Here is a 13,399-nt window from a genome sequence, read left to right as displayed (position 1 = left end):
ATTATCTATTTAAATAGTCATTAATATCAGATTTTAAAATATCTGCTTTAGGACCATAAACAGCTTGAACTCCTGAATCTTTTTTTATTAGACCCATAGCTCCCTGTTTTTTCCATTCTTCTTCATTTCCTACTAAACTATCATCTTTAATTGAAACTCTTAGTCTTGTCATACAAGCATCAACATCTACAATATTATCTGATCCTCCTAGTAGTTCTACTATAGCTACTACTTGTGAATTTGCATCACCTTTTTCTTTAGTTTCTACTTCTTTATTTTCAGAATTATCATTATCATCGTAATTTCCAAGTCTTCCTGGAGTTGCTATTTTCAACTTTCTTATTAGGAAACTTGCTATAAAATAAGTTCCTACAAAGAAAACAATACATGCTATAACATAATTGATTAAATCTCCCGTTAAACCGGCCTTTATACTAATAGGAACCCTTGTAAGCAATTCTATAGAGCCGAAAGAATGGAGTCTTAAATTAATTATATCTGCTAAGCCAAAGGCTAATCCCTGAATTAAAGCATATGTTCCGTATAATATTGGAGAGGCAAACATAAACATAAATTCTAAAGGTTCTGTTACACCTGTTAAAAATACGGCAATTCCCGCCGAGAAAAACATTGACTTATATTTTTTTCGCTTGTCTAAATCCGTATTTTTATACATAGCTAGGGCTATTCCCATAAGAATTCCCATGGAACCTATCATTTGACCAACTTTAAACCTTGCTGGAGTTATTGAATTTAATAAATTAGTGTACTCTGTCATATTTCCAGCTGATTTTAAATTAACTAAGTCACTTGCCCAAGCTAACCATAAAGGATCTTGACCAAAAACTGCTGTTCCTGCCCCGGTTCCTGTTAAAATAGTATAGGTCCCTCCTAAGGCAGTATAGTTAATAGGAATTGTTAACATATGGTGTAAACCAAATGGCAATAATAATCTTTCTGCCATACCAAATACAAATGGAGCAAGTACTGGTGCCTTGTCACTTGATTCAGCTAACCAAACTCCAAAATAATTTATTCCTGTTTGGATAAATGGCCATACAACAGAAAGTAGTAAAGATATAATTACTGACCATAGAATTACAACAAAAGGCACAAATCTTTTTCCATTAAAAAAGGACAATGCTTCTGGTAATTTTCTAAAATTATAGTATTTGTTGTAGATATTAGCACCTAAAAATCCTGCTATAATACCTACGAAAACTCCCATATTAAGAGCTGGTGCTTCCAATACACTGGTAAAATATCCATCTACAAGTATTTCTTGACCAAATAAAGTATTGGTTACAGCTCCTTCTGTTACTAGCATTTCAGAAGTTACTCCAAATACCGCTCCAGTAATTCTATTAATTAAAATAAATGCTATAGCTGAAGCAAAGGCCCCTCCTGCTCTTTCTTTTGCCCAAGAACCTCCTATTGCAATGGCAAATAACAAATGTAAGTTACCTATAATTGCCCAACCTATATTTTCAACTACACCACCGGTAGTAACTAAAAAGTTTAGGTCCGGACTAATCATTGCAATAAGTTTCCCAATACTAATCATTAATCCTGCTGCAGGCATTACTGCAATTACAACCATTAATGATTTGCCGAATTTTTGCCAAAATTCAAATGATAAAAACTTTTTCATTTCCTTCTCCTTTTAAAATATTTATTAAAAAAGCTTATATTGCTTTATTAATCACATTTAAACAATAGTTATTATTTTAATTATAATAAGGACATCTATTTTTTATACATTGATTATTCTTCTCTTTAAATTTACATTTAATACTTTCATTTTCCATCTTTATTCCCATGTTATCTTCTACGAAATTTATAGCTGTTTCAATGGCTATAAAGGAATTTCTTTTACAACATCTTGGTCCACCTATTTCACTTACTTTTGTCAAGGCTTTTGATGTAGCTAAGTTTGATAATTTCCATGGATTATTTGTTAATGGAGTTGCTCCTGTAATAATACTAATAAATATACCTAAAGATATAGATGCACCACAAGCTCCCCAAAAACCACAAGTACCTCCTGGAACTTGACTTCCTCTTTTTTCCATTTCTTCAAGGGATTTTCTTAAATCAATATTCCCACCTGAATTCTTATAGGCTGTTAATAAGGCTGAACCTACTAAGACATGATGTTCCGGTCCATGCATATGGATAAAGGATTTACTCATAATTTCTTCAGTTATTTCTATTGGATTCTTACTATTTGAATTTATGCATATTTCCTTTATTAATGGAACACCTGAACCATGACATTTATCGCAAACAAAATGACCACTTTTACATTTTGCAGTACTTAATTCTTCCCTTCCGCATATATAACATTTCATGTTAATAGCTTCATTTAAATAAACCAAAGGTTCTTTACAAATTAAACATTCTTCAGATTTTGCCATTCTATCCTCCTTTAATAAATTCCTCTTATTTCTTTATATAACTTTATAGGATATTTAAAACTATAAAAGAATTCTTCTTAATATTATAAGTATCTCTCTATATTAATTATATCTAAATTCATTAAAAATAATGTGATATTAGTTACATTTTTATCAATTTAAATATAAATTATATGAAAATATATCATTTTCAAAACACAAAAAAAGCTCCAGTATAAACTGAAGCTTATAAACAATATTATCTTTTTGAGAATTGTGGACTTTTACGAGCTTTTTTGAATCCGTATTTTTTACGTTCAACTTTTCTAGGGTCTCTTGTTAAGAAACCTGCTCTTTTTAATGTTGGTCTTAATTCTGGATCAACTTCTAATAAAGCTCTTGCTACTCCATGACGAATAGCTCCTGCTTGTCCAGTGTATCCTCCACCCTTAACATTTACAAAAACATCATAACCACCTAAGTTTTCAGTTAAAACTAGTGGTTCTTTTGCTATAACTCTTAATGTATCAAAATCAAAATATTCATCAATTGGTCTTTTGTTTATAATAAATTGTCCATTTCCTGGAACTAATCTAACTCTAGCAACTGATGTCTTTCTTCTTCCAGTTCCTAAATATTGTACGTTAGCCATTTTATATCCCTCCTATTTCTTATATGTCTAGAACTTCTGGTTGTTGTGCTTCATGATTATGGTCTGGGCCAGCATAAACTTTTAATTTTTTATACATAGCTCTACCTAATTTATTATGTGGAAGCATACCCTTAACAGCAATTTCTATTGCTCTTTCTGGTTTTTTTGCCATTAACTCTTCATAAGAAATAGATTTTAAACCACCTGGATAACCAGTATGATGTCTATATTGTTTTTGACCTTCCTTATTTCCTGTTACTCTAACCTTATCAGCATTGATTACTATTACATAATCTCCTGTGTCTATATTTGGTGTAAATATAGGCTTGTTCTTTCCTCTTAAAACAGCTGCAATTTCACTTGCAAGTCTTCCAAGTACTTTGTCTGTAGCGTCAACTACATACCATTTTCTTTGGATATCTCCTGCTTTAGCAACATAGCTTTTCATTATTTCCTTTCCTTTCCTTTTTACAATATTTTTAGCTATTTAGACATCGCTGCTAAAAAGCGATTGTTCTCCCACCAAGCATTTATTAATCGCACCCCTGGCCACTGGCGATTTTGTGAATATTGTTAAAAAGGACTGGAGAAGTCATTTTTAACACCGAATAAGTATATCCTAACTTTACTTATTTGTCAACTAAAATATAGATAAAACCATAAAATTTATACCTAAAATTAAATGTGTTATAATTATACTTAATGTATTTCTATATACAAAAGAGGTAATTATGAAAATTTTATTAGCTACTGACGCTTATTCCGCAATTATAAATGGAGTAACTACTTCAATAAAAAATCTTAGACGAGAGCTTATTTCAATGGGTCATGATGTAAAAATCCTAACCCTTTCTTCTAATCATCATTCTTATATTGACTATGATGATAATGTAGTATATTTAGGTTCTTATGACGTGTCAAGAATTTATCCTGATGCAAGATTTTCTTTATCTTACACCAATCCTTTACTAAATTCAATACTTGATTGGAAACCGGATATTGTTCATACTCAAAGCGAATTTACTACTTTTTTCATTGCAAGGAAAATTGCAAATAAACTAGAAATTCCAATAATACACACCTATCATACCCTTTATGAAGAATATACCCACTATTTTTCACCTAGTGTAAAAGTAGGAAAATACCTTGCAAAGAAATTTACTAAAAGAATATATAATAAAACCGCCTGTATGATAGTGCCTACTTTAAAAACATTTAAGGTTTTAAAAAAGTATGATATAAATGGAAATATTTATATTGTTCCTACTGGTTTATCGATGGATAAATTTAAGATTAAATATCCTAAAGAAGAATTGGAGCTTTTAAAAAAAGAATTAGGGCTACCACTAGAAGCTAAAATTTTAATTTCCGTAGGAAGGGTCGGTAAAGAAAAAAATCTTGAAGAATTAATAAATTATTTAAAGAAAATAGAAATGGAAAATTTTCATCTAGTTATTGTTGGAGATGGACCTAATAAAAATAACCTAATTAATTTAATTGAAATTAATAATTTAAATAATAAAGTAACCTTTACTGGTTTAATACCTAATGAACAATTAAATATTTATTATCAAATGGCTGATTTGTTTGTTTCTGCCTCAACTAGTGAAACTCAAGGCCTAACATATATTGAAGCCTTAGCCAATGGAATTCCAGTTCTATGTAGAAATGATGAATGCTTGGAAAAAACTGTAATAAATAATTACAATGGCTTTAGATATAATAGTTTTGAAGAATTTAAAGAAAAACTTAAACTTATTTTTAATAACGATGAACTATATAATAATTTGTCTAAAAATGCAATAATTAGTGCAAATGAAAATTTTTCTTCTAGAACTTTTGCAAATAAGGTTTTAGAAATATATAAAAAATATATTTCTTAGAATAATTAATATTATTTTAAGATTACTTTTAGGTAAATGGTATATAATATCTTATAAGATTCTAATGTTAGGAAGGGATTTAAATGAAAGAAAAAATGTATAAATTCATGTCCGGTAGAAATGGTCCAAATGCTTTTTCAAGATTTTTATCAATTTTATCGTTAATTGCTATTATAGCAAGTTTATTTTTGGATAATATTGCAAGACAAATACTATTTTGGTTTGGTTTTTTATTAATTATATATTCTAATTATATAGTTTTTTCAAAAAATATTGCTAAAAGAAGTATGGAAAACCAAGATTTTTTAAGGTTAAGAAATAAATTTACTGGAAAATTTAGCAAAATGAAAATGATCTTTAAACAAAGAAAAGAATATAAATTTTTCAAATGTGAAAATTGTAAAACAACTTTAAGGGTACCTAAAGGCAAAGGTAAAATTAAAGTACACTGTAAAAAATGTGGTCATGATATGATTAAAAAAAGCTAGTTTTTAAAAACTAGCTTTTTTTGTTACAGTAATTTTCCATATCGTTTTATATATATATCTTTAACAACTGTCGTTAATATCATATATAGAACTATTGTTAAGGCTAATACATAAAAATATTTTAATGGGAAAGGATAAAGATCAATTAACTTTCCAAATGGCGTAAATGGAATCATAGTTGCAATTACTATTCCTGATAAAGATAAGGAGGTAACTGCAAAAGATGCATGACTTTGGATAAATGGTATTTTCGGCGTTCTAATCATATGGATTACAAGGGATTGTGTCCACATTGACTCTACAAACCAAATTGATTGTGCCATCATCATATAAGTGTCTCTAACTAATTCCTCTGATGGAGGTATTGCATTAAATAGCCTTCCCTCTGCACCTGGAACAAATATAGGACAAATTAAAAAATATGAAATTAAGTAGGTTGCTATATCAAATATAGAACTTGTTGGTCCTAACCATAACATAAAACTTACTATTCCGGAAGCATCCCATTTTTTTGGTTCTTTAATAAATTCCTCATCAACATTATCCCATGGTATAGCTGTACAGGAAATATCATATATTAAATTTAAAAATATTAACTGAATACTTGTCATAGGATTATAAGGTATAAATGCACTTGCTATTAAAACAGAAAATACATTACCAAAGTTTGAACTTGCCGTCATTTTTATATACTTAATCATATTGGCATAGGTTTTTCTACCTTCTATAATACCTTTTTCAAGTACCATTAAGTCTTTTTCAAGTAAAATTACATCTGCAGATTCCTTTGCAATATCTACTGCTGTGTCTACAGAAATTCCTACGTCTGCTGCCTTCATTGCAGCTGCATCGTTTATTCCGTCTCCCATAAATCCGACAGAGTGTCCATTTTCTCTTAATAGTTCTACAATATGGGCTTTTTGAGAAGGAGATACTTTGGCAAAAACTGTAGTCGTTTCAACAGCCTTCTTTAGTTCTTCTTCTGACATATTTTCTATATCTGAACCAGTTAAAAGATTATTTACTTCCAGACCTACCATTTTACAAATAGATCTTGTAACGTGTTCATTGTCTCCAGTTAAAACTTTTACTTTTACTCCATACTCTGCTAGTGCAACTATTGCATCTACTGTAGATTCCTTTGGTGGATCTAGAAAAGCAAGGTAACCAATTAAAACCATATCTTTTTCATCATTTACAGAGAATTCCCCAACTGGTGAAGGATTGGTCTTTTGAGCAATAGCAATAACTCTCATACCGTCATCATTTAATTCCGTTACCTTATTTAAAACTTTTTCCTTAATAGTTTCAGTTAATTCTATTACCTTACCTTCAAATTCAACATATGAGCAAATTGAAAGCATTTCTTCAACTGCACCCTTAGTAATCATTTGAGTTTTACCGTTTTTATCTTCAACAACAACACTCATTCTTCTTCTATTGAAATCAAAAGGTACTTCGTCTATTTTCTTATAAAATTCATCTAAGCCTCTTAAAGATGGATCATCTACCTTTTCTTCATTTGTTGATTCAATAATAGCTATATCCATTAGGTTTTTTAAACCTGTTTGGAAATGACTATTTAAGTATGCATGTCTTAAAACCCTACTATTATCGTTGCCATCTACATCTAAATGATATTCCAGAATAACCTTATCTTGTGTTATAGTTCCAGTTTTGTCGGTACATAGAATATCAATAGAACCAAAATTTTGTATTGAGTTTAAATTCTTAACTATTGTCTTTTCCTTTGACATTGCAACAGCACCTTTTGCAAGACAGGTTGTTACAATCATAGGTAGCATTTCCGGAGTTAATCCAACTCCAATGGAAATTGCAAATGTAAAGGCATGAATCCAGTGACCTTTAGTTATACCATTTATTACAAAAACAATAGGTACCATTATTAACATAAAACGAATTAAGACCCACGAAACCTGGTTTACCCCTTTTTCGAAGGTTGTTACAACAGGTTCTTTTTGTATATCTTTTGCCATCATACCAAAAAGGGTATTGTCACCTGTTGCTACAACTAAACCAAAAGCTGAACCACTAATAACATTACTGCCTAAAAAAGCTAAACTTTTATAATTAGTTAGGGAATCTTCTGTTTCAGCTTTTTTATAGGTTTTTTCTACCGGCTCATTTTCGCCAGTTAAAGATGACTGGCTAATAAATAAATCTTTGGTTTGAATTAGTCTTATGTCAGCAGGAATCATATCTCCTGCAGATAAACGTACAATATCGCCAACGACTAAATCCTCTAATAAAATCTCTCGCTGCTCATTTTCTCTTATTACTGTACATTTGGTTTTTATTAAATTCAATAAGCTATCTGCTGCATTTCCTGAACGAATTTCTTGAACAAATCGAATCATTCCACTAATAATTACCATAGCTGTAATAATTATTACGGAAATTGCGTTTTTGTCTTCCGGATCAGGTAAAATAATATCAGTATAAACTGAAATAATAGCCAAGAAAATTAAAATTCCACTAAAAGGATTAATAAAAGAATCCCATAGTTTTTTAAAAATCGAGTCCTTCTTGTGTTCAGTTACCTTATTATTACCATATTTTTCTCTGCTTTCAACAATTTGTTCTTCACTTAATCCATAATTAGTTGTACCCATTTTATTCATAAGTGAATTAAAATCTTCCATTGCAGCATCATGTAGTAATTTTTCAATATCATTTTTACTGTCTATTCTTGTTTTTTTATTTCTCTTTAAAAACATTTTTAAACACCTCCATTCATTTTATTTTTACTACCTAACCATTATATAGGAAAAGAAAATAATATCATAGTAAATAATAAATTTGTTAAAATATGTAAAATATTTTTAATAAAATTTAATTTAACTATAATTTTAATTTAGTATATAATCATTTTATAAAAAGTTTAAAATATTTAGGAGGCTTAAATGACCTATAATTTAGAAGAAAGTGCTAAGAGGGTTGTTTCAGATTTAAAAGAGTTAAGAGATTTAACATCTACAGAAAATGGAGCACAACGTGTGGCTTGGACACCAACTTGGCAAAAAGCTAGGAACTGGTTTAAAGAAAAAGTTGAAGAATATAGTGCAGAAGTAACCAGGGATTCTGCCGGTAATGTTTGGGCGAAAATACAAGGAGAGTCCTCCGATTCAATTGCAATAGGAAGTCATATAGATTCTGTTCCTAACGGTGGCTGGCTTGATGGAGCCTTAGGTGTTGTTGTTGGTATTGAAATTATAAGACGCTATACAAAAAGTGACAAAAAACCTAAAAAGACCATTTATATTGTAGATTGGGCTGATGAAGAAGGTGCAAGATACGGTCGTAGCTGTTTAGGCTCAGCTGCAGCAAACGGAACTTTAAAAGTAGATAAAATAAAAGACCTAGTTGATATTAATGGTATAAAATATTCCGATGCCTTAAGAGAATATAAGGTAGAACCGGAAAATATGCTTAATGCCTACGAGGAGCTTAAAGTAAAAAATATAAAGGCCTATTTGGAGCTCCATATTGAACAAGGTCCAATATTGGAAAATTTAAATAAGGATGTAGCTTGTGTATATGGAATAGCCGGAGTTGAAAGACATTACATTGACTTTATAGGACAAAAATCCCATGCAGGTTCTTTTCCTACAGAATTAAGGCAAGATGCTTTTTTAGCAGCAGCTGAATCTGCATTGGAATTTAGAAAAATAGCTTTAAAATATAAGGCAGTTTGTACCGTTGGAGAAGTTACAGTAGAACCTCATGTTACAACAATAGTTCCTGGGAAATGTACTATTTCACTAGACCAAAGGACAATAGATGAAAATAATTTAAAAATTATTTTTGAAGAAGCAAAAGACCTTGTAGAAAAAATTTCCAAGAAAAATAAGGTGAAAGCCTATTGGAGAAATATTCATTCCATTCCACCAAAAATATTTAATGAAGAATTAATTGAATTATGTCAGGAAGCTGTTAAAGAAGAAACTGGAGAAGCTACTACTATGCCCTCGGGACCATTACACGATGCAATAGAAGTAGCAAAAATAATTCCAACAGTAATGATGTTTGCCATGTCTGAAAAAGGACTTTCCCATACAAAAGAAGAAAACACACCTGATGAAAAATTAGAAACAGCAATTAGGACTTTTCTTCGTCTAGTCCATAAAACTATGAATAAATAACTTATAATTCAAAATAATGTGAAAAAAGAGATTGTGCTATTTTAAAACACAATCTCTTTTCATTATTTAACTATTTTTATTTAACTAATAAAACTGATTTATCTGTAGAATTTATAACTTTGTTAGAAACACTTCCTAAAAATGTTCTAGAGAAAGCTCCTAAACCACGGTTTGACATTATAATTAAATCAATATCATTGTTATCAGCATATCTTAAAATCAACTCCGGTGGTCTTCCTATTTCATAATCAGTATGTACATTATTTTCATAGTTTTCCATTTTTGTTTTTGCATCGTCTAACATTTTCTTTGTAACTTCAACTGCTCCTTCCGGAACTCGGTTAGTAATCATATAGGAAGTTGTAATAGGATCAATTGCACTGATTTCCTGTACAACAGAGTAAATATATATTTCTGATTGAAATTTTTCTCCTATTTCCTTTGCAACTTCTAAGGCCTTCAATGAATGTTCTGAACCATCAAGTGGAACTAAAATTTTCTTATACATAATCTCAACTCCTTTAAAAAACCTACAGAAATATCCTTCACTAACTATCTACCCATTTTTTTTGAAAAACCTCCATAAACTGCTATTTATTCATATTTTCATATAATTAATAAATATTTTTTTATTAGTTTCCTGACAAATTAAAAAAATTTTAAAAATATGTAAAGAAGTCTTTACATTGCGAACTAAAATTAGTATACTATATGTAAAGATATCTTTACATATGGAGTGTAATTATGAAAGTAAATAACAAAATAAAGGAAATTAGGGAAAAACGTGGAATAGTTCAATTGGATATGGCTGCTGCATTAGGAGTCTCCAGACAAACAATGACGGCTATAGAAAATATGAAATACAACCCTAGTTTAGAACTAACATTAAAAATAGCCAAATATTTTGATTTACCGGTAGAAGAAATATTTAAGCTAGTTGAGGAGGATTAATATGATATTTAATATAATTATTTCAATAATTTTTTTCTTTCTTGCAATTTATTCACTTTATGGTATAGGGGTTATTATTAAAACCACTTTTAAAAGCTATAAAAAAGATTATGATGAATTAGAAATGAAAACTATAAAAGACAGTTTAGCAATTAGCATGATACTTATTGTTATTTTACATTTAATTCAATTAATTTTTAGTTTCTATTCTGTAAAATATAGACCAATTATTACACCTATAACAGATTCAGCCATTAATAATAACATAAATATACATTCACTTTTTTTTGATTGTATATTAATCGGTTTTATTTACAATATTAATAGATTTAGGTATGGTCTTATTGCAAAAAGACAATTTTGGGACCCTATTTTAATTATATTGACAATAACAATAATTTTAACAATAGCTTTTTCTTCTTTCATTATAATAAATTAAAATTAGGAGGTTATCTTATGAAAAGAATGGATGAAATGGAACAAACACATGCTTTACAAGCAATTAGAATTACTCTACTATACTCTATGATTTTTGAAGTTGCTTATTGGGTTATGGAATGTGTGAAGGCAAAGAAATTCATAACTAACGATAGTATTATCTTCTTTCTATTAATTACACAAGGAGTCGTGCTAATACTTTCACAATTATTCTTCAAAAAAAAAGTTGGCAATACTAAAGGTACTTTAGGAATCATCATAGCTTTTGTTTTTGCATTAATAGCCATAACAATTGGATTTTTTCTTATGAATTTAGATGCATAAACAAGTAAAAAATAGAATTAAAAACAAAAAAACCGGAAGTTAAACCAAGGGGGTTTGTATGAAAAATATATATGTAGTTCTTAGTTTGATTATCTTTATATTTTTGTCATTTTATTCTCTTTATGCAATTGCTAATATTATTAAGGCTCTCTATAGAGTCTATATAAAAGAATATGATGAACTTGAAAGAAAGGTAGTTTTTGATAGTTTAATAATTACAGCCTTAGTAATTATCGGGGTACATTTAATTCAATTTATTCTTGGACTAACTATGCCCTATAGCCAATTTGAGCCAATAATTTCTGCTGGTAGCCATAGTGTATTTTTATTTACTAATGACTCTATTGCTCATATAGAATCTGTTTTCTTTGACTTTATAATTTTGAGTTTAACATATACAGTTATGAGGTATAAGTATGGTTTAATAAACATAAAGCAAGTACTAAAACCAATGGTAATTATTTGTATTATTTCTACCTTATCATCTATGTCATTACTATTTTAATATTTTTATTAGAATTTATGCTAGGTTTATAAAAAAATATATAATATAATTAAACTTACAACTACTAAAAAAAGAGGTTATTATATGATTTTTGATTTTTTAGATAATCAAATATTAAAAAACTTAACTAAAAAAGAAAATGAAATATTAAACTATGTTTACAACCATTCTGAAATAGTCTCAAGAATGAGTATTCAAGATTTTTCTTTAAAAATGAATACTTCTACAGCTACTATTATTCGTTTTTGTAAGAAACTAAATCTAAGCGGATTTTCTGAATTAAAATATATTTTAAAAGAACAAAATACTAGCGAATATAATAATTTAGAATTATATATTCAACCTGAAACCATTATTAAAAATCTTTCGCAGGATATAGAGAATACTGCACTATTAATAAAAGAAGATAATATTAAACAAACAATTTATGAAATTAAAAGTACAAAAAGTATACATCTTTATGGTTCTGGTCTTTCCGGTCAGGTATTAGATCATATAGAATATCTGTTACTTTCAGTTGGTAGGCAAAAAGTATATCGTTATGAAACTAATTATTTAGGCTTAAAAATGGCTAAAACATTAAAAGAAGATGATATATTAATTGCTATTAGTTCAAGTGGCAAATTTGCTCCAATGATAAAAATAGTCAATATTGCTAAATTAAATAAAGCTACTGTAATTGCAATTACACCTTCTATTAAAAATCAAATTGCGGATATAGCAGATATTAATTTCAGATTTTTTGGAAATACCAGAAAAAATGATGATGCTGAATTTAGTACAAGATTACCAATGTTTTACATTGTATATATTATTTTTTCATACTATCTCAAAAATAGAGGAGAATTATTTTGAAATCATTTTTATCCGATATAAATACATCAAATTTTTCAGATATTGATTTTGAAATTTTAAATTTCATTATTAATAATACACAAATTGTTTATACTATGAGCATAGAAGATCTGTCTAATACACTATTTACCTCTAAATCAACAATTATTAGATTTTGTAAGAAAATAAATCTTAATGGATTTAGTGAACTGAAATATATTTTAAAAAATGAAAGTACTACTAACGATATAGATGGTTTTAAAAATTTTATGAACTATAATATTAATATGTTTAATAATTTTATAAAAAATATTGAACTTGATAAAATATTAGCTACTGTTAATTTAATAACTAATAAAAACCCACTTTATATTTTTGGAAATAGTTTAAGTGGGATTCCTGCAAAATATCTATATACTGTGCTAAATTCTTTAGATCGAAGATGTGTATTTATTAGTGAACCAATACTAATGAAGAGTATAAGTACTTCTTTAGATGAAAAATCTACAGTCCTAATAATATCTGCAAATTTAAATAATACAATCTATGAAGACATAATAAAAACTACTGTAATCAATAAATCAAAAATCATATTAATAACAAGAAATAAACATAGTAGCCTTATTCCTTATGCAGATATATCACTATTGACTAATGATGAAAATATAACCTATAAAAATATAGATGTTAATTCTAGAATTGGTATAATTACAATTGTCCAAATAATCATAGAATTATCTTATAGAAAGCTTTTGGCTCAATAAA

At 28.5% G+C, this 13,399-nt stretch carries 15 protein-coding genes; 9 read left to right on the top strand and 6 right to left on the bottom strand.

Translation table 11 applies throughout. The features are described 5' to 3' along the window. Position 1: 1 nt before the first annotated feature. From WAO56_RS10685 to rplM, 4 genes are all read right to left on the bottom strand, one after another. Positions 2 to 1,651, bottom strand: coding sequence for a PTS transporter subunit IIBC (locus WAO56_RS10685; protein WP_422142912.1), 1,650 nt, complete (start codon positions 1,649 to 1,651; stop codon positions 2 to 4). Between the two features lie 76 nt (positions 1,652 to 1,727). Then, on the bottom strand, positions 1,728 to 2,417 hold the full coding sequence (locus WAO56_RS10680) for a DUF5714 domain-containing protein (RefSeq protein ID WP_422142911.1): 690 nt from the start codon (positions 2,415 to 2,417) through the stop codon (positions 1,728 to 1,730). 238 nt (positions 2,418 to 2,655) lie between these two features. Beyond that, on the bottom strand, positions 2,656 to 3,048 hold the full coding sequence (rpsI, locus tag WAO56_RS10675; RefSeq protein ID WP_422142910.1) for a 30S ribosomal protein S9: 393 nt from the start codon (positions 3,046 to 3,048) through the stop codon (positions 2,656 to 2,658). Positions 3,049 to 3,067: 19 nt separating this feature from the next. Beyond that, positions 3,068 to 3,496, bottom strand: coding sequence for a 50S ribosomal protein L13 (gene rplM / locus WAO56_RS10670; RefSeq protein WP_422142909.1), 429 nt, complete (start codon positions 3,494 to 3,496; stop codon positions 3,068 to 3,070). A 283-nt stretch (positions 3,497 to 3,779) separates the two neighbouring features. Here rplM and WAO56_RS10665 point away from each other — a divergent pair, with 283 nt between their 5' ends. Both WAO56_RS10665 and WAO56_RS10660 read left to right on the top strand, forming a co-directional pair. Beyond that, entirely contained in the window at positions 3,780 to 4,931 is a 1,152-nt protein-coding gene (locus WAO56_RS10665; RefSeq protein ID WP_422142908.1) for a glycosyltransferase, read from the top strand. Between the two features lie 83 nt (positions 4,932 to 5,014). Then, positions 5,015 to 5,419, top strand: a complete 405-nt coding sequence (locus WAO56_RS10660; RefSeq protein ID WP_422142907.1) for a hypothetical protein — start codon at positions 5,015 to 5,017, stop codon at positions 5,417 to 5,419. Positions 5,420 to 5,442: 23 nt separating this feature from the next. Here WAO56_RS10660 and mgtA read toward each other — a convergent pair whose 3' ends face one another. Continuing rightward, positions 5,443 to 8,157: a magnesium-translocating P-type ATPase gene (mgtA, locus tag WAO56_RS10655; protein ID WP_422142906.1), complete on the bottom strand. Its 2,715-nt coding sequence runs from the start codon at positions 8,155 to 8,157 to the stop codon at positions 5,443 to 5,445. A gap of 186 nt (positions 8,158 to 8,343) precedes the next feature. Between mgtA and WAO56_RS10650 the strand changes: the two genes are divergently transcribed. Continuing rightward, positions 8,344 to 9,582 carry a Zn-dependent hydrolase gene (locus tag WAO56_RS10650; protein WP_422142905.1) on the top strand — a complete coding sequence of 413 codons (1,239 nt, stop codon included), beginning with the start codon at positions 8,344 to 8,346 and terminating at the stop codon, positions 9,580 to 9,582. Between the two features lie 76 nt (positions 9,583 to 9,658). Here WAO56_RS10650 and WAO56_RS10645 read toward each other — a convergent pair whose 3' ends face one another. After that, a complete protein-coding gene (locus WAO56_RS10645) occupies positions 9,659 to 10,090 on the bottom strand; it encodes a universal stress protein (RefSeq protein ID WP_422142904.1) in 432 nt (143 codons plus the stop codon). Positions 10,091 to 10,326: 236 nt separating this feature from the next. Between WAO56_RS10645 and WAO56_RS10640 the strand changes: the two genes are divergently transcribed. The 6 genes from WAO56_RS10640 to WAO56_RS10615 all read left to right on the top strand — a co-directional run bounded on the left by WAO56_RS10640 (position 10,327) and on the right by WAO56_RS10615 (position 13,398). Further along, positions 10,327 to 10,533, top strand: a complete 207-nt coding sequence (locus tag WAO56_RS10640) for a helix-turn-helix transcriptional regulator (protein WP_422142903.1) — start codon at positions 10,327 to 10,329, stop codon at positions 10,531 to 10,533. 1 nt (position 10,534) lies between these two features. After that, positions 10,535 to 10,972, top strand: a complete 438-nt coding sequence (locus WAO56_RS10635) for a hypothetical protein (protein WP_422142902.1) — start codon at positions 10,535 to 10,537, stop codon at positions 10,970 to 10,972. 17 nt (positions 10,973 to 10,989) lie between these two features. After that, complete coding sequence (locus WAO56_RS10630) at positions 10,990 to 11,295, top strand: hypothetical protein (protein ID WP_422142901.1); 306 nt, start codon at positions 10,990 to 10,992, stop codon at positions 11,293 to 11,295. Between the two features lie 58 nt (positions 11,296 to 11,353). Then, entirely contained in the window at positions 11,354 to 11,800 is a 447-nt protein-coding gene (locus WAO56_RS10625) for a hypothetical protein (protein WP_422142900.1), read from the top strand. Positions 11,801 to 11,884: 84 nt separating this feature from the next. Further along, complete coding sequence (locus WAO56_RS10620) at positions 11,885 to 12,655, top strand: MurR/RpiR family transcriptional regulator (RefSeq protein ID WP_422142899.1); 771 nt, start codon at positions 11,885 to 11,887, stop codon at positions 12,653 to 12,655. Continuing rightward, positions 12,652 to 13,398, top strand: a complete 747-nt coding sequence (locus tag WAO56_RS10615) for a MurR/RpiR family transcriptional regulator (protein WP_422142897.1) — start codon at positions 12,652 to 12,654, stop codon at positions 13,396 to 13,398. Before WAO56_RS10620 ends, WAO56_RS10615 begins: the two co-directional genes overlap by 4 nt. Position 13,399: the final 1 nt, after the last annotated feature.

Source organism: Miniphocaeibacter sp. (assembly GCF_049276255.1).
In the GTDB taxonomy this organism is placed as follows: domain Bacteria; phylum Bacillota; class Clostridia; order Tissierellales; family Peptoniphilaceae; genus Miniphocaeibacter.
Note: the sequence above shows the minus strand (reverse complement) of the source record. Positions and strands in the feature narration are given on the sequence as shown.

Coding starts and splice junctions, on each gene's coding strand:
- WAO56_RS10685 (WP_422142912.1), bottom strand. CDS start 1,651: ATGAAAAAGTTTTTATCATTTGAATTTTGGCAAAAATTCGGCAAATCA.
- WAO56_RS10680 (WP_422142911.1), bottom strand. CDS start 2,417: ATGGCAAAATCTGAAGAATGTTTAATTTGTAAAGAACCTTTGGTTTAT.
- rpsI (WP_422142910.1), bottom strand. CDS start 3,048: ATGGCTAACGTACAATATTTAGGAACTGGAAGAAGAAAGACATCAGTT.
- rplM (WP_422142909.1), bottom strand. CDS start 3,496: ATGAAAAGCTATGTTGCTAAAGCAGGAGATATCCAAAGAAAATGGTAT.
- WAO56_RS10665 (WP_422142908.1), top strand. CDS start 3,780: ATGAAAATTTTATTAGCTACTGACGCTTATTCCGCAATTATAAATGGA.
- WAO56_RS10660 (WP_422142907.1), top strand. CDS start 5,015: ATGAAAGAAAAAATGTATAAATTCATGTCCGGTAGAAATGGTCCAAAT.
- mgtA (WP_422142906.1), bottom strand. CDS start 8,157: ATGTTTTTAAAGAGAAATAAAAAAACAAGAATAGACAGTAAAAATGAT.
- WAO56_RS10650 (WP_422142905.1), top strand. CDS start 8,344: ATGACCTATAATTTAGAAGAAAGTGCTAAGAGGGTTGTTTCAGATTTA.
- WAO56_RS10645 (WP_422142904.1), bottom strand. CDS start 10,090: ATGTATAAGAAAATTTTAGTTCCACTTGATGGTTCAGAACATTCATTG.
- WAO56_RS10640 (WP_422142903.1), top strand. CDS start 10,327: ATGAAAGTAAATAACAAAATAAAGGAAATTAGGGAAAAACGTGGAATA.
- WAO56_RS10635 (WP_422142902.1), top strand. CDS start 10,535: ATGATATTTAATATAATTATTTCAATAATTTTTTTCTTTCTTGCAATT.
- WAO56_RS10630 (WP_422142901.1), top strand. CDS start 10,990: ATGAAAAGAATGGATGAAATGGAACAAACACATGCTTTACAAGCAATT.
- WAO56_RS10625 (WP_422142900.1), top strand. CDS start 11,354: ATGAAAAATATATATGTAGTTCTTAGTTTGATTATCTTTATATTTTTG.
- WAO56_RS10620 (WP_422142899.1), top strand. CDS start 11,885: ATGATTTTTGATTTTTTAGATAATCAAATATTAAAAAACTTAACTAAA.